Source organism: Kitasatospora sp. NPDC086791 (assembly GCF_040685975.1).
In the GTDB taxonomy this organism is placed as follows: domain Bacteria; phylum Actinomycetota; class Actinomycetes; order Streptomycetales; family Streptomycetaceae; genus Kitasatospora.
Map to the genome: position 1 here is coordinate 418465 of NZ_JBFBOC010000001.1, position 21517 is coordinate 439981.

General features: G+C 75.0%; 16 protein-coding genes. 10 read left to right on the forward strand and 6 right to left on the reverse strand.

Going from position 1 to position 21517, the window contains the following annotated elements:
- Positions 1–95: 95 nt before the first annotated feature.
- Genes AB0Q99_RS01620 through AB0Q99_RS01630 form a run of 3 tightly spaced genes read left to right on the forward strand, consistent with a single transcriptional unit; the run spans position 96 to position 3734 of the window.
- The gene (locus AB0Q99_RS01620; RefSeq protein ID WP_363567344.1) at positions 96–1283 is read left to right on the forward strand and encodes an agmatine deiminase family protein; all 1188 of its coding nucleotides are present in this window, start codon (positions 96–98) and stop codon (positions 1281–1283) included.
- A gap of 37 nt (positions 1284–1320) precedes the next feature.
- A complete protein-coding gene (ureA, locus tag AB0Q99_RS01625) occupies positions 1321–2028 on the forward strand; it encodes an urease subunit gamma (protein ID WP_363567345.1) in 708 nt (235 codons plus the stop codon).
- Positions 2025–3734: an urease subunit alpha gene (locus AB0Q99_RS01630; protein WP_363567347.1), complete on the forward strand. Its 1710-nt coding sequence runs from the start codon at positions 2025–2027 to the stop codon at positions 3732–3734. The genes ureA and AB0Q99_RS01630 overlap by 4 nt, the downstream gene beginning before the upstream one ends.
- A 155-nt stretch (positions 3735–3889) precedes the next feature.
- Here the strand turns inward: AB0Q99_RS01630 and AB0Q99_RS01635 are convergent, their stop codons facing one another.
- On the reverse strand, positions 3890–5404 hold the full coding sequence (locus tag AB0Q99_RS01635) for an FAD-dependent monooxygenase (RefSeq protein ID WP_363567349.1): 1515 nt from the start codon (positions 5402–5404) through the stop codon (positions 3890–3892).
- Positions 5405–5769: 365 nt separating this feature from the next.
- Between AB0Q99_RS01635 and AB0Q99_RS01640 the strand changes: the two genes are divergently transcribed.
- The 4 genes from AB0Q99_RS01640 (at position 5770) to AB0Q99_RS01655 (ending at position 9191) form a co-directional block, all read left to right on the forward strand.
- On the forward strand, positions 5770–6177 hold the full coding sequence (locus tag AB0Q99_RS01640; RefSeq protein WP_363567351.1) for a DUF302 domain-containing protein: 408 nt from the start codon (positions 5770–5772) through the stop codon (positions 6175–6177).
- Complete coding sequence (locus AB0Q99_RS01645) at positions 6174–7004, forward strand: universal stress protein (RefSeq protein WP_363567352.1); 831 nt, start codon at positions 6174–6176, stop codon at positions 7002–7004. The genes AB0Q99_RS01640 and AB0Q99_RS01645 overlap by 4 nt, the downstream gene beginning before the upstream one ends.
- Positions 7005–7237: 233 nt before the next feature.
- Positions 7238–8605, forward strand: a complete 1368-nt coding sequence (locus AB0Q99_RS01650) for a diacylglycerol kinase family protein (protein WP_363567354.1) — start codon at positions 7238–7240, stop codon at positions 8603–8605.
- Positions 8598–9191, forward strand: coding sequence for a phosphatase PAP2 family protein (locus AB0Q99_RS01655; protein WP_363567356.1), 594 nt, complete (start codon positions 8598–8600; stop codon positions 9189–9191). Before AB0Q99_RS01650 ends, AB0Q99_RS01655 begins: the two co-directional genes overlap by 8 nt.
- Before the next feature lie 48 nt (positions 9192–9239).
- Here AB0Q99_RS01655 and AB0Q99_RS01660 read toward each other — a convergent pair whose 3' ends face one another.
- Positions 9240–11432 (reverse strand): AAA family ATPase, encoded by a 2193-nt coding sequence (locus AB0Q99_RS01660; protein WP_363567358.1) that lies wholly within the window; start codon positions 11430–11432, stop codon positions 9240–9242.
- Positions 11433–11593: 161 nt separating this feature from the next.
- Positions 11594–13222 carry an ADP-ribosyltransferase domain-containing protein gene (locus AB0Q99_RS01665; RefSeq protein WP_363567360.1) on the reverse strand — a complete coding sequence of 543 codons (1629 nt, stop codon included), beginning with the start codon at positions 13220–13222 and terminating at the stop codon, positions 11594–11596.
- Between the two features lie 253 nt (positions 13223–13475).
- On the opposite strand from AB0Q99_RS01665, the gene AB0Q99_RS01670 reads away from it, so the two are divergent.
- The 3 genes from AB0Q99_RS01670 (at position 13476) to AB0Q99_RS01680 (ending at position 18213) form a co-directional block, all read left to right on the forward strand.
- A complete protein-coding gene (locus AB0Q99_RS01670) occupies positions 13476–14162 on the forward strand; it encodes a macro domain-containing protein (RefSeq protein WP_363567362.1) in 687 nt (228 codons plus the stop codon).
- Between the two features lie 153 nt (positions 14163–14315).
- Entirely contained in the window at positions 14316–15194 is an 879-nt protein-coding gene (locus tag AB0Q99_RS01675; RefSeq protein ID WP_363567364.1) for a BadF/BadG/BcrA/BcrD ATPase family protein, read from the forward strand.
- A gap of 280 nt (positions 15195–15474) precedes the next feature.
- The gene (locus AB0Q99_RS01680; RefSeq protein WP_363568181.1) at positions 15475–18213 is read left to right on the forward strand and encodes a penicillin acylase family protein; all 2739 of its coding nucleotides are present in this window, start codon (positions 15475–15477) and stop codon (positions 18211–18213) included.
- A gap of 83 nt (positions 18214–18296) precedes the next feature.
- On the opposite strand, the gene AB0Q99_RS01685 is transcribed toward AB0Q99_RS01680, so the two are convergent.
- The 3 genes from AB0Q99_RS01685 to AB0Q99_RS01695 form a co-directional block, all read right to left on the reverse strand.
- A complete protein-coding gene (locus AB0Q99_RS01685) occupies positions 18297–18623 on the reverse strand; it encodes a hypothetical protein (protein ID WP_363567366.1) in 327 nt (108 codons plus the stop codon).
- Positions 18624–18768: 145 nt separating this feature from the next.
- Entirely contained in the window at positions 18769–19824 is a 1056-nt protein-coding gene (locus AB0Q99_RS01690; protein ID WP_363567367.1) for an NADP-dependent oxidoreductase, read from the reverse strand.
- Positions 19821–21485, reverse strand: a complete 1665-nt coding sequence (locus AB0Q99_RS01695; protein ID WP_363568183.1) for an NAD(P)/FAD-dependent oxidoreductase — start codon at positions 21483–21485, stop codon at positions 19821–19823. The genes AB0Q99_RS01690 and AB0Q99_RS01695 overlap by 4 nt, the downstream gene beginning before the upstream one ends.
- Positions 21486–21517: the final 32 nt, after the last annotated feature.

A 21517-nucleotide genomic window follows, 5' to 3' on the forward strand; every position in this document is an offset into this window, starting at 1 on the left:
CACGTCCGCCGCCCACCGGCGCCCGCAGTCCGCTCCCCCGGAGCCCCGCCCTCGCCGCCGGACCGGATCCACCCTCAGCCCCACCGGAGTCCAGCGTGTCCCAGTCCCCCCTCGCCCGTCGCACGGTGCTGCGCTCGCTCGCCGGCGCCGGTGTGATCGCCCTCGGCGCGACCGCCTGCACGGCCTCCGGCGACGACCCGGCCGACCCGGCGTCCCCGTCCGCCCCCGCCACCGAGCAGCCGCCCGCGGACGCACCCGGGCAGCCCGCGGCGTCCGCCGGCGGACGCCGGCTCGGCAGCGAGTGGGAGAAGCACGAACGGACCTTCATGGCCTGGCCCGCCTCCGAGAACGTCTGGGGCGAGCAGCTCGGCGCCGTCCGCACGGACATCGCCTCGGTGGCCCGGGCCATCGGCGCGCGCGAACCGGTGGTCATGCTGGTGCGCCCCGGCCAGGAGTCCTCGGCCCGCAACGCCTGCGGCTCGGACGTCGAACTGCTCTCCGTCCCGGTGGACGACCTGTGGGCCCGCGACACCGTGCCGGTGTTCGTGGAGGAGGGCGGCAAGGTCAAGGGCGTCGACTTCAACTTCAGCGGCTGGGGCGGCAAGCAGGAGCACGCCAACGACGCCCGCATCGCCCGCGCGGTCCTGGAGAAGTACGGCGTCGAACGACTGGAGACCCCGATCACCGCCGAGGGCGGCTCCTTCGAGACCGACGGCCAGGGCACCCTGCTGGTGACCGAGAGTTCCGTCGTCAACGACAACCGCAACCCGGGCATGAGCCGGGACCAGGTCGAGGCGGAGCTCAAGAAGGCGCTCGGCGTCACCACGGTGATCTGGCTGGCGGGCGTCAAGGGCCAGGACATCACCGACGCCCACGTCGACTGCCTCACCCGCTTCGCCGCCCCCGGCGTCGTCCTCCTGGACCGTGCCTTCCCCGGCACCCCGCCGGACGTCTGGTCCCGCTCCGCCGACCAGGCCCGCGCCGTCCTCGCCGAGACCACCGACGCGACCGGCAGGAAGCTCAAGGTGATCGAGATCAGCCAGCCCGACCCGGACAGGATCACCGGCCGCGGCGACGCCTTCGTCTCCTCCTACATGAACTTCTACATCGGCAACAAGGGCGTCTACCTGCCGCTGTTCGGCGACGCCCGGGCCGACGGCCACGCCCAGGAGATCTTCCGGGACCAGTTCCCCGGCCGCGAGATCGTCCCCGTGCGGATCGACACCATCGCCTCCGGCGGCGGCGGCATCCACTGCTCCACCCACGACCAGCCCGCCGGCTGACCCCCACCGCCCCGTACCGAGGGAGAAGGGAACCCCCGTGCAGCTGACCCCCACCGAACGCGACCGGCTGCTGATCTTCACGGCCGCCGAACTCGCCCGCGCCCGCCGGGCCCGCGGCCTGCGGCTCAACGTCCCCGAGGCCACCGCGCTCGTCTCGGACACCGTCTGCGAGGCCGCCCGCGACGGGCTGCGACTGGCCGAGGCCGTCGCCCGCGGCCGGTCCGTCCTCGCCGCCGACGACGTCCTGCCCGGCGTGCCGGACCTGGTCACCGAGATCCACGTCGAGGCCGTGTTCGAGGACGGCACCCGCCTCGCCGTGGTCGCCGACCCCTTCGGCGGCGGCACCCTCGGCGCGGCCGCACCCGGCGCCGTGCTCCCCGACGGGAACCCCGCGCCCGGGCCGGAGCCCGTCCGCACCCTCGCCGTGCGCAACACCTCCGAGGTGCCGGTCTCGGTCACCTCGCACTTCCACTTCTTCGAGGCCAACCCGCGCCTGGCCTTCGACCGCGCCGCCGCCTACGGCATGCACCTCGCGGTGCCGGCCGGCTCCTCGGTGCGCTTCGACCCGGCCGCCACCGTCGAGGTCGGCCTGGTGCCGATCGGCGGCGAGCGGGTCGCGATCGGCTTCGCCGGCCTGGTCGACGGCCCACTGGACGCGCCCCGGGTGAGGAGCGAGGCGCTGCGCCGGGCCGCCGAGCAGGGCTACCTCGGAGCAGTCGACGACGGACAGGAGAACCAGCCGTGAGCAGCAGCATCGAAGCGTCCGAGTACACGGCGGTGCACGGCCCGCGCGCCGGGGACCGGGTCCGGCTCGGCGACAGCGGCCTGGTCGTCCGCGTGGAGTCCGACTCGCAGGCGCCCGGCGACGAGTTCCTGGTCGGCTTCGGCAAGACCGCCCGGGACGGGCTGCACCTCAAGGCCGCGGCCGTGCGGGACACCTGCGACCTCGTGATCAGCAACGTCCTGGTGATCGACGCGGTCCAGGGCATCCGCAAGACCTCGATCGGCATCCGGGAGGGCCGGATCGCCTCGATCGGCCGCGCGGGCAACCCGGACACCCTGGACGGCGTGGACGTGGTCGTCGGCACCGGCACCACCATCGTCTCCGGCGAGGGCCTGATCGCCACCGCCGGGGCCATCGACACCCACGTCCACCTGATGTCCCCGCGGATCATGGAGGCCTCGCTGGCCTCCGGTGTCACCACGATCATCGGCCAGGAGGTCGGCCCCGCCTGGGGCGTCGGCGTCAACTCCCCCTGGGCCTTGCGGCACGCCTTCAACGCCTTCGACGCCTGGCCGGTCAACATCGGCTTCCTGGGCCGCGGTTCGTCCTCCCACCCGGCCCCGCTGGTCGAGGCCCTCGCCGAGGGCGGCGCCTGCGGGTTCAAGGTGCACGAGGACATGGGCGCGCACACCCGCGCCCTGGACACCGCACTGTCCGTCGCCGAAGTCCACGACGTCCAAGTCGCCCTGCACACCGACGGGTTGAACGAGTGCCTGTCGGTCGAGGACACCCTGCGCGTGCTCGACGGGCGGACCATCCACGCCTTCCACATCGAGGGCTGCGGCGGCGGACACGTCCCCAACGTGCTCAAGCTGGCGGGCGTGCCGAACGTCATCGGCTCCTCCACCAACCCCACCCTCCCGTTCGGCCGGGACGCGGTCGCCGAGCACTACGGCATGATCGTCTCCGTCCACGCCCTCCAGACCGACCTGCCCGGCGACGCCGCGATGGCCCGCGACCGGATCCGGGCCGGCACCATGGGCGCCGAGGACGTGCTGCACGACCTCGGCGCCATCGGCATCACCTCCTCCGACGCCCAGGGCATGGGCCGCGCCGGCGAGACCGTGCGCCGCACCTTCGCCGTCGCGGGCAAGATGAAGGCCGAACTCGGCCCGATGGAGGGCGACGGCCCGGACGACGACAACGAACGCGTGCTGCGCTACATCGCCAAGCTCACCATCAACCCGGCCATCGCGCACGGCCTTGTCCACGAGGTCGGCTCGATCGAGACCGGCAAGCTCGCCGACATCGTGCTGTGGCGCCCCGCCTCCTTCGGTGCCAAGCCGCAGCTGGTCCTGAAGGCGGGGTTCCCCGCGTACGGCGTCACGGGCGACCCCAACGGCGCCACCGAAACCTGCCAACCCCTGGTCATGGGGCCGCTGTTCGGTGCCCACGGCGCCACCCCCGCCGACCTCTCGGTCGCCTTCACCAGCCGCGCCGCCGCCGAGTCCGGCACCGACCACCGCCCCTACGACGCGATGACCACCCGACGCCGCCGCGTCGCGGTCCGGGGCACCCGCGGCATCGGGCCGCGCGACCTGGTCCGCAACACCCGCCTCGGCGAGGTCCTGGTCAACGCCCGCAACGGACTGGTCACCCTGGACGGCGCCGCCCTCCGCACCGAACCCGCCGACACCGTCCCGCTGAACCGCCTCTACTTCCTCTGACGCGGCCGCTGCTCATCGTTTCGTGACGGCCGACTCGACCGCTTCGGAAGGGACTTGAGGCAACGCACAGCGGCCGGTCCGGTCTCCCGGGCCGGCCGCTGCGGTGCGCGGTCCTTCGTGCTGCCGGCTATCCGGTGCGGGGCGCGGCAGGCCGGTCAGGACGCCGTACGGGCCAGCAACCGGCCCAGCACCTGGGCCAGTTCGGCCTCCAGCGCGACGCCGCCCCGCCCGCCGTGGCCGACCGAGCGCCAGGAGACGAAGCCGTCCGGCCGCACCAGCACGGCCCCGGTGTGGGCGAGGTGGTAGCGGGCGCCCCAGTCGCCGTCCGGGTCCGCGAGGTCGGTGCCGATCCGGTGGGCGGCGAACGGCGCGCGCAGCCGGGCGGCGGCGCGGGTGCCGGCCTCGGCCCACGGGGTGCCGTCGCGGCCGGTGAGCAGCACGAAGCGGTCGCCGAAGAGGTCCAGGGTGGAGAGCGCCGCGCCGTCGCGCTCCAGCCGTACGTGCGGTGCCCGGGTGCCGGCGAGCCCGGTCAGGTCGGCGGGTTCGCCCGGGTCGGTCCCGGCCGGTGCCCCGCCGACCACCGCCGCCGAGCGGTAGTGGTAGCCGAAGGTGAGGGCGAGCGGCGAGAAGCCGGCGGCCCCGCCGTGGGCCCGGTTGTGCCCGTGCCCGTGCCCGTGCTCGCGCTGCCGGGCGGCGGCGAAGGCGCAGGTGGTCTCGGCGACCGGCTGCCGCTCCGGTTCGTAGGAGTCCAGCAGGCCGGGGCCGGCCCAGCCGGTCAGGACGGCGGCGAGCTTCCAGGCCAGGTTGTGCACGTCCTGGATGCCGGTGTCGGCGCCGAAACCCCCGGCCGGCCGGACCGTGTGCGCGGCGTCCCCGGCCAGGAAGACCCGCCCCTCCCGGAACCGGTCGGCCACCCGGGCGGCCGGTTCCCCGCCCTGGACGACCGGCCGGGCCGCGCCCTCGGGCGCCAGGGCGGTCTCCCCGTCGAGCACCGGGACGATCTCCGCCTCGGGCGTCGGGTCGCCGGTGGCGGTGCGGGCCGGGATCGGGATCGGCCGGCCGCGCGGCACAGCGGTGAGGTCGGCCTCGAAGGCGAGCTCGGCGCCGCGGCGGAGCGCGCCGGGCCGGTGGGTCGCGATGCCGAGGGCCCGCCGGACCGACGAGCGGTGCCCGTCGGCACCGATCAGGTAGCGGGCGCGGACCCGGTGGCGGCGGCCGGTGGCGGTGGACTCGATCAGCGCGGTGACGCCGTCCGGGTCCTGCTCGAACTCCACCATCCGGCTGGCGAACCGGACGTCGGCGCCGAGCTTGCGGGCGTGCGCGAGGACGAGCGGTTCCAGCACCTGCCGGTCCACGAAGGCGGGTTCGCAGGGACTGAGGCGCGCCACCGGGCCGGGGGCCCCGCGGCCGGCCAACGTGCCCACCCGGGCCGGTTCGGGGCGGCGGCCGACCACCGACGGCGCCGCCGCCCGGATCGCCGGCTCCAGGCCGGAGGACCGGTAGAGCTCCATGGAACGGGAGTTCACCGCCCCGCCGCGGGGCAGCACCGAGGTGCCCGGGTGCCGTTCGACCACCGCCGTGGTGACGCCGTGGCCGCACAGGAAGGCGGCTGCCGACAGCCCGACCAGGCCGCCGCCGACCACGAGTACCGCTACCGCTTCGTCGTCCATGACTCTCCCTCGTCCCGTCCGACCGTGCGCCCGACTGGGCGCGGACGCGGTGCCGTCCGCGCCCGCGCCCACACTCTGGCCGGTCCGCCTCGACCGGCGCTGGACCACGGCGCCGCCCACCCCCGGGGCCTCGTCGAACCCGCTCGCCCCGCTCGACCCGCTCGACCCGCTCGACCCGTTCGACCTGCACCCCACCGCCCGCGGAGCCCCACCGTCTCGCCCCCTCCGCCCTCGGGGCCCTCCGCCGAACGATCACGCCCGCTGCCCTGCCGACCCGGGCCGGCCGGCCCGGCAGGAGCCCCGGCCGCCCGGGAGGCGGTGGGCCCGGCCGCCGCCGATACTGGGCCCGACCCCCGGGAGGAACCATGGACTACGGGATCGGCGTACGACTCGACCGCCCGTTCGCCGAGACGGTGGAGGCGGCCACCGCCGCCCTCAAGGAGCAGGGCTTCGGCGTCCTGACCACCATCGACGTCCGCGCGACCCTGCGCGAGAAGATCGGCGCCGAGATCGAGGACTACCTGATCCTCGGCGCCTGCAACCCCGCCCTCGCCCACCGCGCGCTCGACGCCGACCGCCGCATCGGGCTGCTGCTGCCCTGCAACGTGGTCGTCCGCGCCGACGGCGACGCCACCGTCGTGGAGGCCGTCGACCCGCAGACGATGGTCGCCCTGGCCGGCGCCGACGGCGGGCTGGGCGCGGTCGCCGACGAGGCGGCCCGGCGGCTGGGCGCCGCCCTCGACTCGCTGCGCGCGGGAGGGAGCCGGCCGTGACCGGGCCCGTCGTCGTCGGCTTCGACGGCTCGCCCGAGAGCCTCGCCGCCACCTCCTGGGCCGCCCGCGAGGCAGAGCGCCGCGACTGCCCCCTGCACCTCCTCCAGGCCTGGCCCCGACCGAAGCGGGGCGCCCCCGAGCAACACCGCCCGTTGGAGCAACTGCTCGCCCGCGAAGCCGAGTTGCGCACCACCGTCACCGTCCCGGTGTCCTCCTCGCAGGTGCCGGACGCCCCGGCCGAGGCACTGGACGAGGCCGCGCGGACCGCCGCCCTGCTCGTCCTCGGCTCCCGCGGGCTGGGCGCCCTGCGCGGCTTCCTGGTCGGCTCGGTGAGCCAGGAGGTGCTGCGCCGGGCCGCCTGCCCGGTGGTGCTGGTCCGGACCGGCGAGGACGAACCGGCCGGCCCGGTGCTGGTGGGGATCGACCTCACCCACCCGATGGACGAGGTGCTCGCCTTCGCCTTCGAGGCCGCCGCCCGACGCTCGGCCCCGCTGCGCGTCGTGCACGTCTGGTCCCCGCCGGTCGGCTCCGAGTACATGGCCTTCGACGCCATCGGCGGCCTGCAGGAGGAGCTCTCCGCCGCCGAGCGGACCAGCTTCACCGAGCTGCTGGAGCCCTGGCGGGCCCGCCGGCCCGCGGTGGACGTCACGGCCGACCTCGTCCGGGGCAGCCCCACCGTCGCCCTCGTGGACGCCGCCGCGACCGCCCGGCTGCTCGTCCTCGGCCGCCGCGTCCGCCGTACCCTGCTCGGCGCCCACCTCGGCCCGGTCGCCCACGCGGCCGTCCACCACGTCCACTGCCCGGTCGCGCTCGTCCCGCACGCCTGACCGGGCCGCCACCGTCGGCCGTGCCCCGGCCGAACGGGGAGGGCTCCGCGGCCCACGGCGCCGGGCTCACCCGGACAGCCTGGCCGGGATGCCCCCGACTGCGGGAATGCGCAGGCTGCTGACACGGACCGGGCCGCAGGACACCGCCCGGAACACCGCTCAGGACACGGCTCAGGACACGGCTCAGGGAGAACGACATCGACGCGACGCCGCAGACGGACTCCGCCGGGGACGTGACCGCGCGGGTGCTCGCGCGCTGCGCGCTGCTGGCCGCGATCGGCACCGTGGTCGTGCTGCTGTTCGCCCTGGGTGACGGCGGCTTGCAAGTGGTGCTGATCGGCTTCCTGGAGCTGGTGGTCTGGGCGGCCGGCGTCTGGTGGTTCCTGGCACATCGCGGCGTCCTGCGGGTGGTCGGAGCGGTGCTCGCGATCGCCGCACCGGTCGCCCTCGTGGTGCTGTTCGCCCGCCACGACCTGTGGCCGACGGCGCTGCTGCTGGTGCTCTGCTCGGGCGTGGCACTCGCCCTCGGCCGGACGGCGCTGCGCCGCGCGCGCCCGACCCGGGCGAAACCGGCGACCGCCGCCGCCCGGCCGCAGCGGGCGGTGCTCATCATGAACCCGAAATCCGGGGGCGGGAAGGTCGGCCGCTTCGGGCTGGTCGAACGGGCGGAGCGACTCGGCGCCCGGGTGGTCCTGCTCGACCCCGCCGTCCACGCCGACGTCACCGCGCTCGCCCGCGAGGCGGTGGCCGGCGGCGCCGACCTGCTCGGCGTCGCGGGCGGCGACGGCACCCAGGCCCTGGTCGCGGCCGTCGCCGCCGAGCACGGCCTGCCGTTCCTGGTGATCGCCGCCGGCACCCGCAACCACTTCGCCATGGACCTCGGACTCGACCGGTCCGACCCGTCCCGCTGCCTCGACGCGCTGACCGACGGCGAGGAACTGCGGATCGACCTCGGCGACGTCGCCGGCCGGCCCTTCGTCAACACCGTGTCCTTCGGGGTGTACGCCGACGTCGTGCAGCGCCCCGAGTACCGCGACGCCAAGGCGGGCACCGCACTGAACCTGCTGCCGGACCTGCTGGTCGGCGAGGGGGTGCGCCGGGTCGACACCCTCATCGACGGCGGCGCGACCCCGGCGCTCTCGGCCCAGCAGGCGCTGCTGGTCAGCAACAACCCGTACGGCTCGCCCGACGACCTGGAGAGCGGCGGCCGTCGCTCCCGGCTCGACAGCGGCCTGCTCGGCGTCACGGCCATCCGGGTCGAGGGCGCGGCGCAGGCCGCCGAACTGGCCGTACGGGGCTCCCAGGCCACCGGGCTGACCGTGCTGACCGCGCACCGGGTCGAGGTGACCTCCGAGGAGCCGGAGATCCCGGTCGCCGTCGACGGCGAGGCACTGCGGATGCCCACACCGGTGGTGTGCACGCTGCGCCCCGGCGCGCTGCGGGTCCTGGTCCCGCGCGACCGCCCGGGCGTCGTCCCCGTCGCACCGCGGATGGACTGGCGGCAGCTCATCACCCTCGCGTTCAGCCACGGCACGCAGGCCTCCGGGCCGGGCTCCGGGCAGTCCTCCGGGCCGACCGACGGGAGGCAGCCCCGTGCCTGACCGAAGCGCCTCCCCACCCCGGCCCGCCCCGGCGGACGTGCTCACCGACCTCCGTTCGATCGACGGAGCCCTCTACGCCGCCGTGGCCGCCACCCCGACACCGGCCCTTGACTCCGCCCTGCGGCGGCTGTCCCGCGCGGCCGACCGCTCGAAGATCTCGCTGGCCGTCGCCGCGGGCCTCGCGCTCCTGCCAGGCCGCCCCCGGCAGGCGGCCGCCGCCGGGGTCACCGCCGTCGCCCTGGCCTCGGTGACCGCGAACCTGTTCGGCAAGCGGGTGGTCCACCGGCGGCGGCCCGACCGCGAGCAGGCCCGGGTGACCGTGGCCCGGCAGGTGCCGATGCCGGAGTCGGCCTCCTTCCCGTCCGGGCACACGGCGTCGGCGACGGCCTTCGCCACCGCCGTCGGTGTGGTGCTGCCCCAGGCGGCGGTACCGCTCGGAGCGCTGGCGGTCGCCGTCGGCTACTCCCGCGTCCACACGGGCGTGCACTACCCCGGCGACGTCGCTGCCGGAGCGGTCCTCGGCCTCGCCTCCGCAGCCGCCGCCCTGGCCATCGTGCGCGCACCGCTGCGACACACCGGAACGTGACCGGCCCCACCACCCGCCCGCCCGACCACCCACCCGAGTGGGCCCCGGTCAGCCCGCCAGCGGTGCGGGCAGCGGCCGGGAGTGCAGGATGTCCAGCCGCGAGACCGCCCGGGTCACCACGACGTAGAGCCGGTGCAGGCCGCGCGGTTCGGCCTCGACGATCGCGGCCGGCTCCAGGACCACCACGTGGTCGTACTCAAGACCCTTGACCAGCGAGGCGGGCAGCACCGTCACCCTGGCCGAGGTGCCGACCTGCTCGGCCGAGGCCGTCGGGATCCCGGCCATCCGGAGGGCGTCGGCGGCCTCCACCACCGCGCCGTCCGCCGCGATCACCGCGATCGAGCCCTCACGCTCCAGCGCGGCCCGCACCGCCACCACCACCGCGCCGCCCAGGCCGGCCACACCGCCCGAGCCGACCGCAGCCTGTGGGCCGACCGCCTCGCCCGGGCCCGGCCCGTCGACCCTGCGCACCGTCAGCTCGCCGTCCCGCCGCAGCGAGACGGCCTCCGGCACGTCCACCTCCAGTGCGCCCAGCACCCGGTTCGCGAGCGCCATCACGGCGGCCGGGACCCGGAAGCCGGTGGTCAGCGGCACCACGGCGGCCTCCGGCTTGCCCAGGTGGGCGAGCTGCTCCGGCCAGCTGCGCGGGGCCCACGGGGCGGTCGCCTGGGCGAGGTCGCCGAGGACGGTGAGGGAGCCGAAGGCACTGCGGCGGGCGATCGCGCGGCACTGCATCGGGGAGAGGTCCTGGGCCTCGTCCACGACGACGTGACCGAAGCCGGCCGGGCGCTCGATCAGGCCCGCCACCTCGTCCAGCAGCATCAGGTCGTGCTCGGACCACGTCGCGCTCTTCTCCGAACGCGGCGGCCGGCGCCACCGGATCGCCGCCTGCTCCTCCGGGCCGAGCACCCCCTCGGCGGCCTCGGCCAGCACCGCGGGGTCGCCGAGCAGCGCGGCGACCACGGCCTCCGGGCGCAGCTCGGGCCAGGCCGCCGCCAGGAACGCCGCGACCGGCCGACAGCGGCCGACCTTCCGCTGCCACGCGCCGGGCATCACGCCCGCCCGCCGCTCGGCCTGGTCCTGCAGCATGGCCACCACGCGGGTGCGGACGCTCTCCCGGCCGACCGCGTACGGCGGCTCCTGCGCGCGCAGTTCGGCGACCATCCGGTCGAGCCGCTCCGGCGCCACCCGCCACCGGTAGGAGCCGTCCGGGACGACCAGCGGCTCCGCGCCCATCGTCCGGATCCGCCCGTACAGCGCCCGGCGCAGCACCGTCGCCATCCGGGCGTCCTGTTTGACCGCGGCGGCCCGCTCGTCGTCCACGGCGGTGACCGGCCGGGTGGCGACCAGGTCCTCGACGGTGCGCTGGACGACGTCGATCTCACCGAGCGCGGGCAGGACCTCGGCGATGTGGCGCAGGAAGGTCCGGTTGGGGCCGATCACCAGCAGGCCGCTGCGCCGGATCCACTGCGGGAAGCTGTAGAGCAGGTACGCGGCGCGGTGCAGGCCGACGGCGGTCTTGCCGCTGCCGGGCGCGCCCTGCACGCAGACGGACTCGCTCAGCTCGCCCCGCACCAGCTCGTCCTGCTCGGGCTGGATGGTCGCGACGATGTCCCGCATCGGGCCGGTGCGGGGCCGCTCGATCTCGGCCGCGAGGATGCCGCCGCCCGTGGCGCCCCCTGCCCCACCGCCTGCCGCCCAGCTGTCCGCACCGCCGCCCGCCCCGCCCGGGTCGGCAGCGTCGAGGCGCTCGTCCTCCAGCCCGGTCAGCTCCTCCGGCCGGCCGCGGCTCCACGGCGCCCAGCCGAACCGGCGTCGCTGCGCGAGCCCGAGCGGGGCGTGGGCGCTCGCCCGGTAGAACGCCCGGGAGACCGGGGCCCGCCAGTCGACCACCAGGGGCGGCACCGTCGGGTCCTCGGAGATCCGCTGACGGCCCAGGTAGTAGCGCTGCCGCCGGTGGTCCCCGGCCTCCGGGGTGTCGGCGAAGTCGAGGCGGCCGAAGAAGGACGGGCTCTCCGGCAGCTCCTCCATCCGCTTGGCGCGCGTCCGCAGGTACCGGCCGAGCGCCTCCGCGCTGGCGCCGTCGCCGGAGACGTCCTCTCCGGCGACGACCTGGTGGCTCGCGTCCTCGACCTGTCGGGCCATCGCCGCCCGGCAGACCTCGACATAGGCCCGCTCCCGCCGCAGTTCGCCGTCGAGGCCCCCGGCCTCCGGTGCCACCCGCTGGAATTCCGAGGTCATCGTTCGCGTCCCTTCCCTCGCCACGGGCGCGCCCGCTCGCTTGCCGGCTTGCTCGGGATCCAGCATAACTGAACTCAGTAAAATTACTGACTTGGTCATGCTTTTCAGAGGGTGAGCGGCACCGGACGATGGGCAGGCGGCGAAGGACGCCGGGGTCGTTCTCAGGACACCAGGGGCGCCTCCGCCAGCTCGGTCAGCGTCACGGTGCAGAGGCCGCCGCGCTCGGTCCGGACGTCCGTGACCTCCAGCTGCGTGCCGGGCAGCAGGATGAACTCCTCCTCGCCGGTGAACGCCGAGAACTTCTGGATGCCCGCGGCCCGGGCGGGGCGCACCTCGAAGAGCGTCCGCTTGCCGCGGCCGCCGAGGAAGGCCTGCGCCACCCCGAGCTTGGACGTGCAGGAGGACACGCCCCACCACGTCACCGTCCGGCCCAGCGGGTACTGCCGGCGCAGGTCCAGCGAGACCCCGCGCCAGAGCGGCTCGGTGCGGACGGGCAGCCGCGACACCGCCGCGAACAGCAGCCGCAGGTACGGGAGGTAGGGCACCAGTCGGCCGCGGTCGGGCGAGCGCAGCACGGCGTTGATCTCCCGGTAGAACGCGGACTCGCAGGTGTACAGGTACAGTGCGGCGATCTCGTCGGCGGAGAGAGCGGCGGCCTCCTCGTCCGCCCGCCGCTTGCCGAAGTCGTGCGACAGCGCGACGTGCCGGTCCAGCCCGCGCAGCACCTCCGCGACCGGCGCCGCGGCCTCCCGGAACCCCATCAGCGGGGTGTCGAACACGCCGGTGATGGCGGGCAGGACGAGGCCCTCGTCCTTGACGCTCGCGAGGCGGTCCAGGTAGAGCTGGTGCAGCTCCATCGTGGAGGCGATGAAGGCGCCCATCCGCTCGGCGACGGCGCCGTCCGCCCCGCCCGCGTCGGCCGCCCGCGCGTTCCACCCGGTGCTGGGCAGCCAGTCCACCTCCTCGGCGCCGACCGCGGCGAGCGCCGCGTTCACCGTCGCGAAGTGCTCGCCGTCGCAGAAGATGTCGCCCTGGGCCGCCGGGTTGGCGTGGTCGATGTGCCGGACCTCGACCTCGGGGTACTTCTTCTGCAGCCGCAGCACGACGTTCTTCAGGCTGCGCGCGTGCGCGCCCCACCACGCGAACACCACGTAGCGGTCCTCCTCGGCGGCCTGCTGCTTGGCCCGGAGGATCTCCTCGACGATCCGCTCGGCGACCGGACGCCAGAACGCGGTGTGCCGGTCCGGCCCCATCGCGCCGTCGCTGCTCGCGGTCAGCGCCGCGTTCAGCAGCAGCACGCCCTGGGTGAGCATCGCCTGGAACCACTCCGGCGGCTGGACCGTCTCCTGCTCCTTCAGCAGCGCCCGGATGTCGGCGATCGGCGTCTTCTTGGGGATGCCGTACTTCCACATCGCCGCCGCCTTGATGATGCAGCGGATGCTGACCACCCGGCCGAACGTGCTGTCCTTCCAGTCGTGGAAGGTGTTGTCGAACATCGCGATGCCGGTGGCGCTCTCCGGCCGCGGGTACGGGTTCTGACCGAACACCACCACCTTCCACTTGTGCGGGGCGTGCGGCTTGAGCGCCTGGAAGGTCAGCTCGCGGACCGGGACGACGTCCGGACCGCGGCCGGGGCCGATGAACGAGGCCGCCCCGGGCCGCGCCTCGATGACCGGCTTCAGCAGCGGGAGCCAGGGCTCGCCGCCGCCCGCGAACAACTCCGCGAGGGCGAGCGGGTCGTTCGGACCGTTCGGGTCGGGCTGGGTGGCGGGGGTGTCGACGGCGCTCATGGTGGTCCCTGAGGGTGTGTGGCGGTCCGGCTGGTCGGGACCGTGCGATGGGCAGGCCGAATAGAGGTGACGGTCCGTCAGTTCCCTGGCGGACACCACAGTCCTACCAGCCGGGACTGACAATCCGGCCCGCCCGGGCATCGGTTCCGACCACCGCCGACGGGTGCCGCCGGAGTCCGTCGCCGGTGTCAGTGCCGCGCGCTAGCTTCGTCGTCGTCAGCAGGAACCGCACCCGACCGACAGGAGCCCACGCATGACCACGAACCGCGCGCAGTCGCCGCTCAAGGTGGTGTTGACCGACCTCAACGCCACCGTGGTCGAGTCCTGGCGGGCGGCCTTCGCCGACACCCCCGGAGTGGAGATCCGGCACGCCTCGCTCCTCGCCACCGAGGCCGACGCCTGGGTCAGCCCCACCAACTCCCGCGGCCGGATGGACGGCGGGACGGACGCGGCGATCAAGCGCCACCTGGGCGCGGGCATCCAGCTGCGGGTGCAGAAGGCGATCCGGGAGCGGTACGCCGGTTCGCTCCCGGTCGGCAGCGCGGTGTGCGTCCCGTCCGGGGCCGTCACCCCGCGGTTCCTGATCTCGGCCCCGACGATGCTGGCCTCCTCGCAGGACGTGAGCGAGACCCTGAACGTCGCGCTGGCCTGCGCCGCCGCCTTCCAGGCGGTCCACCACCAGAACCGGCTGGCGCCGGGCTCCATCCGGTCGGTCGCCCTGGTCGGGATGGGTGCCCGGACCGGCCGGGTGCCGGCCCGGGTCTGCGCCAACCTGATGTGGACCGGCTACACCCTCTTCAACGACCACCACTTCGAGGACGACGACGACCTGCGTGCCACCGTCCTCGCCCAACTGGACGACCTCGAACGGGCACCCGCGACCGAGCGGATCCGCATCTCGCCGCCCGCCCGGCGGACCGCCTCGTCCCGGAGGGCGTGACGACCACCCGACAGCCACCCCCGCGTTCCCGCCGGCCGGACCGTTCCACGGCGCACCCGCGCCGCCCGGAAACCGGCGAACAGTTCGCCGCACCTGGCAGACTGACCACCGATCAGCCCTGCGGCCGTCCCCCTCCGCCCACCGGAGCCGCCCGTGACCACCCTCCACCTCGGCGTCGACGCGGGTGGCAGCCGTACCCGCGCCGTCCTGCTCGACGCCGCCGGCACCCGGCTCGGCCGGGGCGAGAGCGGCGGTGCCAACCCCGCCGGTCAGGACCCGGCCCGCGCCATCGGTCAGCTGGCCGCCGCCGTGTCCGCCGCACTCGGGCCCCGCGATCCGGCCCTGGTCACGGCCTGCCTGGTCGGCCTCGCCGGGTACCGGGCACTGCCCGACCCGGACGGCTTCGCCCGGCGGGCCGGCACCGCGCTCGGCCTGCACCGCCCGGTCCGGCTCGTCCCGGACACCGTCCCCGCCCTGGCCGCCGGCGGCGTCACCGACGGCCGGGGCACCGTCCTGATCGCCGGGACGGGCACCGTCTGCGTCCGCCTCGACGGCACCCGCACGCTCGCGCGCGGCGGCGGGCTCGGCTGGCTGCTCGGCGACGAGGGCGGCGGCTTCTGGCTCGGCCGGGAGGCGGTCCGGCACGCCCACGCCGACCCGGACGGCCCGCTCGGCACCGCCGTCCGCGCCCACTGCGCCGCCGACTCCGCCGACCGGCTGCTGCGGTGGGCCTACGACGGCCCGCCGCGCCGCCTCGCCGACCTCGCCCCGCTGGTCACCCGACTGGCCGACACCGGCGACGCCACCGCCCTCGCCATCACCCGGGCCGCCGCCGACCACCTGGCCGCCCTGGCCCGCGCCACCGCCGCACCCGCCGAACCACTCGTCCTCGCGGGCTCGGTGGCCACCTCACCCGGCCCGGTCCGCGAGCACCTCCTGCACCGCCTCGCCGACCTCGCCCCACGCCTGCCCGCCACGGACGCGGCCACCGCCGCCGCCCGCCTCGCCGGACACGCCGCCGCGAACCGGTGACCCTCCCCCACGACCTCCGAGCCGCAGAACCCCACCCCGGCAGCACCCCGCCCCGGCAGCACCCATCCCCGCCGGCGCCCGCCGCCGCGTCAACTTTCCTCCGCACCACCGGAAATGGCATGCACGCCACTAGCCAACCGGCCAGTAGCACCCCTACCGTCGACTCCCCGTGGCTTCGACGGAGGAGTCCGCCTTGCGCCTACGCCCCCACCCCCTCCGACACCCGCTCCGATCCGGGGCGGCCGCCGCCCTCGCGTCGGCCCTGCTCGTCACCGCCGCCCTGACCACCACCCCCACCGCGGCCGCCGCCCCCACCGCACCGGCCGCGCCGACCGCCACCGCCGGCGACTACTGCGGCGGCCGCTGCGCCGACATCCTGCCGCCCGGCGAGAACGGCAACGCCACCCTCGCCGACATCCTGCTCAACCGGATGTTCGGCACCCGTCCCGCCCACACCGACGACCAGCTCGGCCCGTACGCCGCGCTCGCCTCCGGCTACCCCGGCCTGACCGAGGCCAAGCTGCGCGACTTCTTCGACGACGCCTCCTTCGGCGTCCCCGCCGACCAGGTCGCGAGCACCACCAGCCCCCGCCCGGACGTCACCATCGTGCGCGACAAGGCCACCGGAGTCCCGCACATCACCGGCACCACCCGCTACGGCACCGAGTTCGGCGCGGGCTACGCCGCCGCCCAGGACCGGCTCTGGGTGATGGACCTCTTCCGGCACGTCGGCCGCGGCCGGCTGTCCGGCTTCGCGGTCGGCGCCGCCGCCAACCGCCAGTTGGAGCAGAGCTTCTGGCAGGCCGCGCCGTACACCGAGGCGGAGCTGCAGCAGCAGATCGACGCCATCGCCGCCCGCGGCGGCCGGGCCACCCAGGCCCTCGCCGACGCCACCGCCTACCTCGACGGCATCAACCAGTACGCCAAGGAGTCCCACGACGCCCGGACGTTCCCCGGCGAGTACGACCTGACCGGGCACATCGACCCGATCACCAACGCCGGGTCGATCGAACCCTTCGCGCTGACCGACCTGGTCGCGCTCGCCTCCGTGGTCGGCGCCCTGTTCGGCTCCGGCGGCGGCAACGAACTCGCCTCCGCCCAGGTCAAGTCGGCCGCCGAGGCCCGTTTCGGCAAGGACGCCGGGGACGCGCTCTGGACGTCGCTGCGCGAGGCCGACGACCCCGAGGCCGTCCAGACCCTGCACGACGGGCAGAGCTTCCCGTACGCGACCGTGCCCGACCGGCCGCAGGGCGAGGCACTGCCCGACCCCGGCTCGGTGGTGCCCGAGCGGCTGGTCTACGACGCCACCGGCTCGGCGAACACCGCGACCACCACGGCGAACGGCGTGCTCCCCGGCAACCTGCTCACCGCCCGGCACGGCATGTCCAACGCCCTGCTGGTCTCCGGGGCGCACACCGACGACGGCCACCCGGTCGCCGTGTTCGGCCCGCAGACCGGCTACTTCGCCCCGCAGCTGCTGATGCTGGAGGAGCTCCAGGGCCCCGGGATCAGCGCCCGCGGCGCCGCCTTCGCCGGCCTGAGCTTCTACGTCCAGCTCGGCCGCGGCCAGGACTACGCCTGGAGCGCCACCTCCGCCGGCCAGGACATCACCGACAGCTACGCCGTCCCGCTCTGCACCACCGACGGCTCACCGGTCACCACCGCCGCCGGCTCCTACCTGTGGCACGGCCAGTGCCTGCCCTTCGACCGTCTGGAACGCCAGGACGCCTGGAGCCCCACCACCGCCGACTCCACCCCGGCCGGCTCCTACACCCTGGTGATGTACCGCTCCAGGTACGGCCTGGTCACCGCCCGCGGCACGGTCGGCGGCGCGCCCGTCGCCTTCACCTCGCTGCGCTCCACCTACCGCCACGAGGCCGACTCCATCATCGGCTTCCAGGAGCTGAACGACCCCGGCGCGGTGCACGACGCGGCGAGCTTCCAGCGGGCCGCGCAGGACATCGACTACACCTTCAACTGGTTCTACGCCGACTCCCGCGACATCGCCTACTACAACTCCGGCAGCAACCCGGTGCGCGCCCCGGGGGTCGACGCCGGACTGCCCGTACTCGCCCGACCCGCCTACGAGTGGGCGGACTTCGACCCCGCCACCAACACCGCCCGGTACACCCCGGCGGCCGAGCACCCGCAGTCCGTCGACCAGGACTACTACGTCTCCTGGAACAACAAGCAGGCGGACGGCTACACCGCGGCCGGCTTCGGCAACGGCTCGGTGCACCGCGGCAACCTGCTGGACGACCGGGTCAAGGCGCTGCTGCGGAACGGCGGCAAGGTCAGCCGGGTCTCGCTCACCCAGGCCATGGAGAGCGCCGCCCTGGCCGACCTCCGGGCCGAGGACGTGCTGCCCGACCTGATCCGGGTGCTGCGCAGCGCGCCGGTCACCGACCCGGCCGCCCTCACCGCCCTGCAACAGCTGGAGACCTGGCTCGCCGACGGCGCCCGGCGGCAGGAGACCTCGCCCGGCAGCCACACCTACGCGGACGCGACCGCGATCCGGGTGCTGGACGCCTGGTGGCCGCTGGTCGCCGAGGGCGTCATGCGGCCGGGCCTCGGTGACCAGCTGTTCGGCGCCCTGACCGGCGCCCTGCAGATCAACGAGTCGCCCTCCGGCGGGCAGACCGGCCCCGGCGGCGGGCCGGTGAGCGCCAACGAGGGCATCCCGCACAAGGGTTCGGCCTTCCAGTACGGTTGGTGGAGCTACCTGGACAAGGACCTGCGGTCCGTCCTCGGCGACCCGGTCAAGGGCCCGCTGGCCCGCCCCTTCTGCGGCGGGGGCGACCTCACCGCCTGCCGGGGCGTCCTGCTCGACACCCTCGAGCGCGCGGCCGCCCAGACCCCGGCGCAGGTCTACCCGGGCGACGCGAGCTGCTCGGCCGGCGACCAGTGGTGCGCCGACACGATCATCCAGCGCCCGCTGGGCGGCGTGACGGATGCCGGGACCACCTGGCAGAACCGGCCGACGTACCAGCAGGTGGTGCAGTTCCCCGGCCACCGCTGAGCACCCGGCAGCCCCCGTCGGACGATCGACGGGGGCTGCCGCCGCGCCCGCGACCAGCCGAGGGCCCTGCGCCACCGGCTGGTTCAGGTCGTCTTCGCCGCCCCGGCAGCTTCCACCCGGGCCGCCACGTTGCGCTCGTCGTCCCGCAGGTAGCGGGCCTGGTCCCGCAGCCGCCGCCCCGCCTTGAGGTACACCGTGCCGCTGTCGAGGGTGGTCGTCCGGTCGGAGACGGCGTCGGTCAGCTCCACCACGGCCTCCACCAACCCGGCGAGCGCGCGCAGCAGCGCCGCCTCCTCCGCCTCCGGGATGCGCTCGCGTCCGGTCTCCCGGGCCTTCGGGAGGGCGTTCTCCCGCAGCTGCCGCCGCGCCTCGTCGACCGCCTCGACCATCGCCCGTACGCCGCTGTCCATCGCTCCCCCGACTCCTGTCCGTTCTCCGCCGACCCGCTGAGTGTGCCCACCCCCACCGGACCCACAAACCCCACCCGGCACACTCCTGACGCACCGTCACATCACGTGCCCGGCAGGTGGCGGACGAGCCGGCCCACCGCCCCGCTCAGAGTTCGACCAGCACCTTCCCCCGGGTCGCCGAGCGGTCGAGGTAGAGGCTGCGATAGGCGGCCGGAATGCTGTCGAAGCCCCGGTGGACGGTCTGCTGGTAGCTCAGCTCCCCGCCGCGGACCAGTGCGCCGAGGTCCCGCCGCAGCGCCGCCCAGTTCTCCTCGGTGAACCACTCCAGCGAGAAGATGCCCCGGATCGTGGTGCGCGGGTACATGATCATCGGCAGCAGCCGGGGGCCCGCCCAGCCGCCTCCGACCTGGCTCCCCCACTGCCAGCAGACCGCGACCCGGCTCTCCACCGCGAGCATGCCGAAGACCACGTCGGTCAGCACCCCGCCGAGGCTGTCGAAGTAGCGGTCGACGCCGCCCGGGGCGAGCTCGGCGAGCTCCTTCTCCAGCCGCTCCGGGGCGTCGCCGTCGCGGTACAGCACCACCCCGTCGAAGCCCAGCTCCCACAACCGCCCGGCCTTCTCCGGCGTCGCCGTGGTGCCGATGACCCGGGCGCCCCGGTGCTTGGCCAGCTGGCCGACCAGCGACCCCACCGCCCCGGACGCCCCGCTGACCAGCACGGTCGCACCAGGGCGCACGTCCAGGAACTTCTCCACCGTGCCCCAGGCCGTCATCCCCGGTCCGCCCAGGACGCCGAGCGCGGTGGAGAGCGGCAGCACCTCGTCGTAGTGGCCGGGGTCGAGGCGGCGGAAGGCGGGGAAGACCATCGGGAAGGTACCGGTCTGCCAGAGCCGGGGCGCGCCGTTGCTGACCACGTGGCTGCGCCAGCCGCCGAAGCCCTGCACCAGGTCACCGGCCGCGAACGGCGCGAACGGCCCGGCCTCCAGCACCTCCATGATCGAGTCGGCGCCCATGTGGTCGCCGATCGGGGTGTCCAGCGCGATGCCCTGCAGGTACGGGTCGACCGAGACGTACCGGGTGCGCAGCAGCATCTCGTCCGCGCCGAGGCGGACGTCCACCTCCTCCACCACCTTCCGGTACATCCGCTCGACGTCCGGCACGCCGTCCACGTGCTCCCGCACGGTCCAACTCTCGATCCTCACGAGGTGACTCCAAACTGGCGGCCGACCGGCCCGACCGGGTCGATGAGCAGGGTGGGCGGCGGCGCGCTGTCGTCCACCTCGGCGGTGAACGGCTTGTGGTCGTCCCGGCAGATGAACTGGACGACGTGCCGGCCGGCCGCCGCGGCCCGGATCAGGCCGCCGGTGGTGGCCCAGACGCCGGAGAGGTAGAAGTTCCGCAGGCCCGGCAGCCCCGGGCCGTTGCGCTTGATCTCCTCCTCCAGCGTCTCCCCGCTCTCCACGAAGGGCTGCCAGCCCAGCACCGTGCCGTCGTAGTTGCCGGTGTAGCGGACCTGGGTGAGCGGAGTGGAGACGTCCCTGACCGCCACCGCCTCCTTGAGGCCCGGGTGGTGGCCGTCCAGGAACTCGATCACGGCGTCCCGGACCCGGCGCTTCTCCCGCTGGTACTCCCGGCCGCGGCCGACCGGCAGGGTGTGCAGTTCCTCGCCGCGCCGCAGCCGGGGTGCCTGCTCCGGACCGGTGCTCAGCTCGCGCCAGGGGGCGATGTCGCAGAAGTAGCTGGCGTAGACCACGGTGGTCCCGGCCGGGGACAGCTCCGGGTAGTGGCGGCTGCGGAACTGGACGTTGATGCTGGGGTGCCGGATCCCGGTGAGCCGCGCGGCGAGCCCGTCCTCCAGCAGGTAGGTGGTGCACGGGTCCCCGGCCGGGAAGGGGCGGCGCAGGCCGAGGAAGACGGTCAGGTAGCCGGGGAAGACCATGCCGGGCTCGGTGATGGTCGTGGTGTACAGCCGGCGGTAGGTGTCGTTCAGGTAGCGGCCCTTGAGCAGGTCCAGCACGGTGGTCCGGCCGTCGCAGGCCGCCACCACGATGTCCGCCCGCACCTCCCGGCCGTCGCTCAGCCGCACCCCGACCGCCCGGTCCCGCTCGACCAGGATCTCGGTCACCTTGGCGTTGTACGTGATCTCGCCGCCGAGCCGCCGGTAGCGCTGCTCGACCGAGTGCGCCAGGCCGAGCGAGCCGCCCTCCGGCACCCCGGCCGACTGGCCCGCGTGCGAGGCGAGTTGGAAGTAGGTCGGCAGCACCGGGAAGTTGGGGTGCTTCTCGTAGAGGACGAAGTTGAACGCCTCGCGCAGCAGCGGGCTCCGGAACCGCGCCGAGTAGTCGCTCATCAGTACCGTGATCGAGCGCCGGATCACGTTGACGTACGGCAGGAAGGAGGCGAGCATCCGCCACCGCTCCCGCCGGCCCATCAGCCCGACCGGCTTGAGGAAGGGGTAACGCGCCAGCGCCAGGCGGAACTTGCGCAGTCCGGCGCAGAACTGGCGGATCTGCCGGGCGTCCTCCGGGGCCAGTTCGAGCAGGTGGGCCTCCAGCCGGTCCGGGTCGGAGTAGAAGTAGACCGCCCGGCCGTCCCGGGCGCGCACCACGTTGAAGACGTCGAAGTTGCGCATCCGCTTGCCCTGCAGCGCGCCGAGTTCGAGCCAGATCCGGTGCATCTCGTTGCCCGGCCCGCTGCCCAGCAGCCAGCTGACGCAGCAGTCGAAGGTGAACTCGCCGCGCTCCCAGCCGGTGCAGCAGCCGCCGGGGATCTCGTGCATCTCCAGGATCCGGGTGCGGTAGCCGTTCATCTGCGCGTAGCAGCCGGTGGACAGGCCGCCGAGCCCGCCGCCCACGATGACCATGGTCTGCCTGCCGCCGGTGGCCGCCCCGCCGG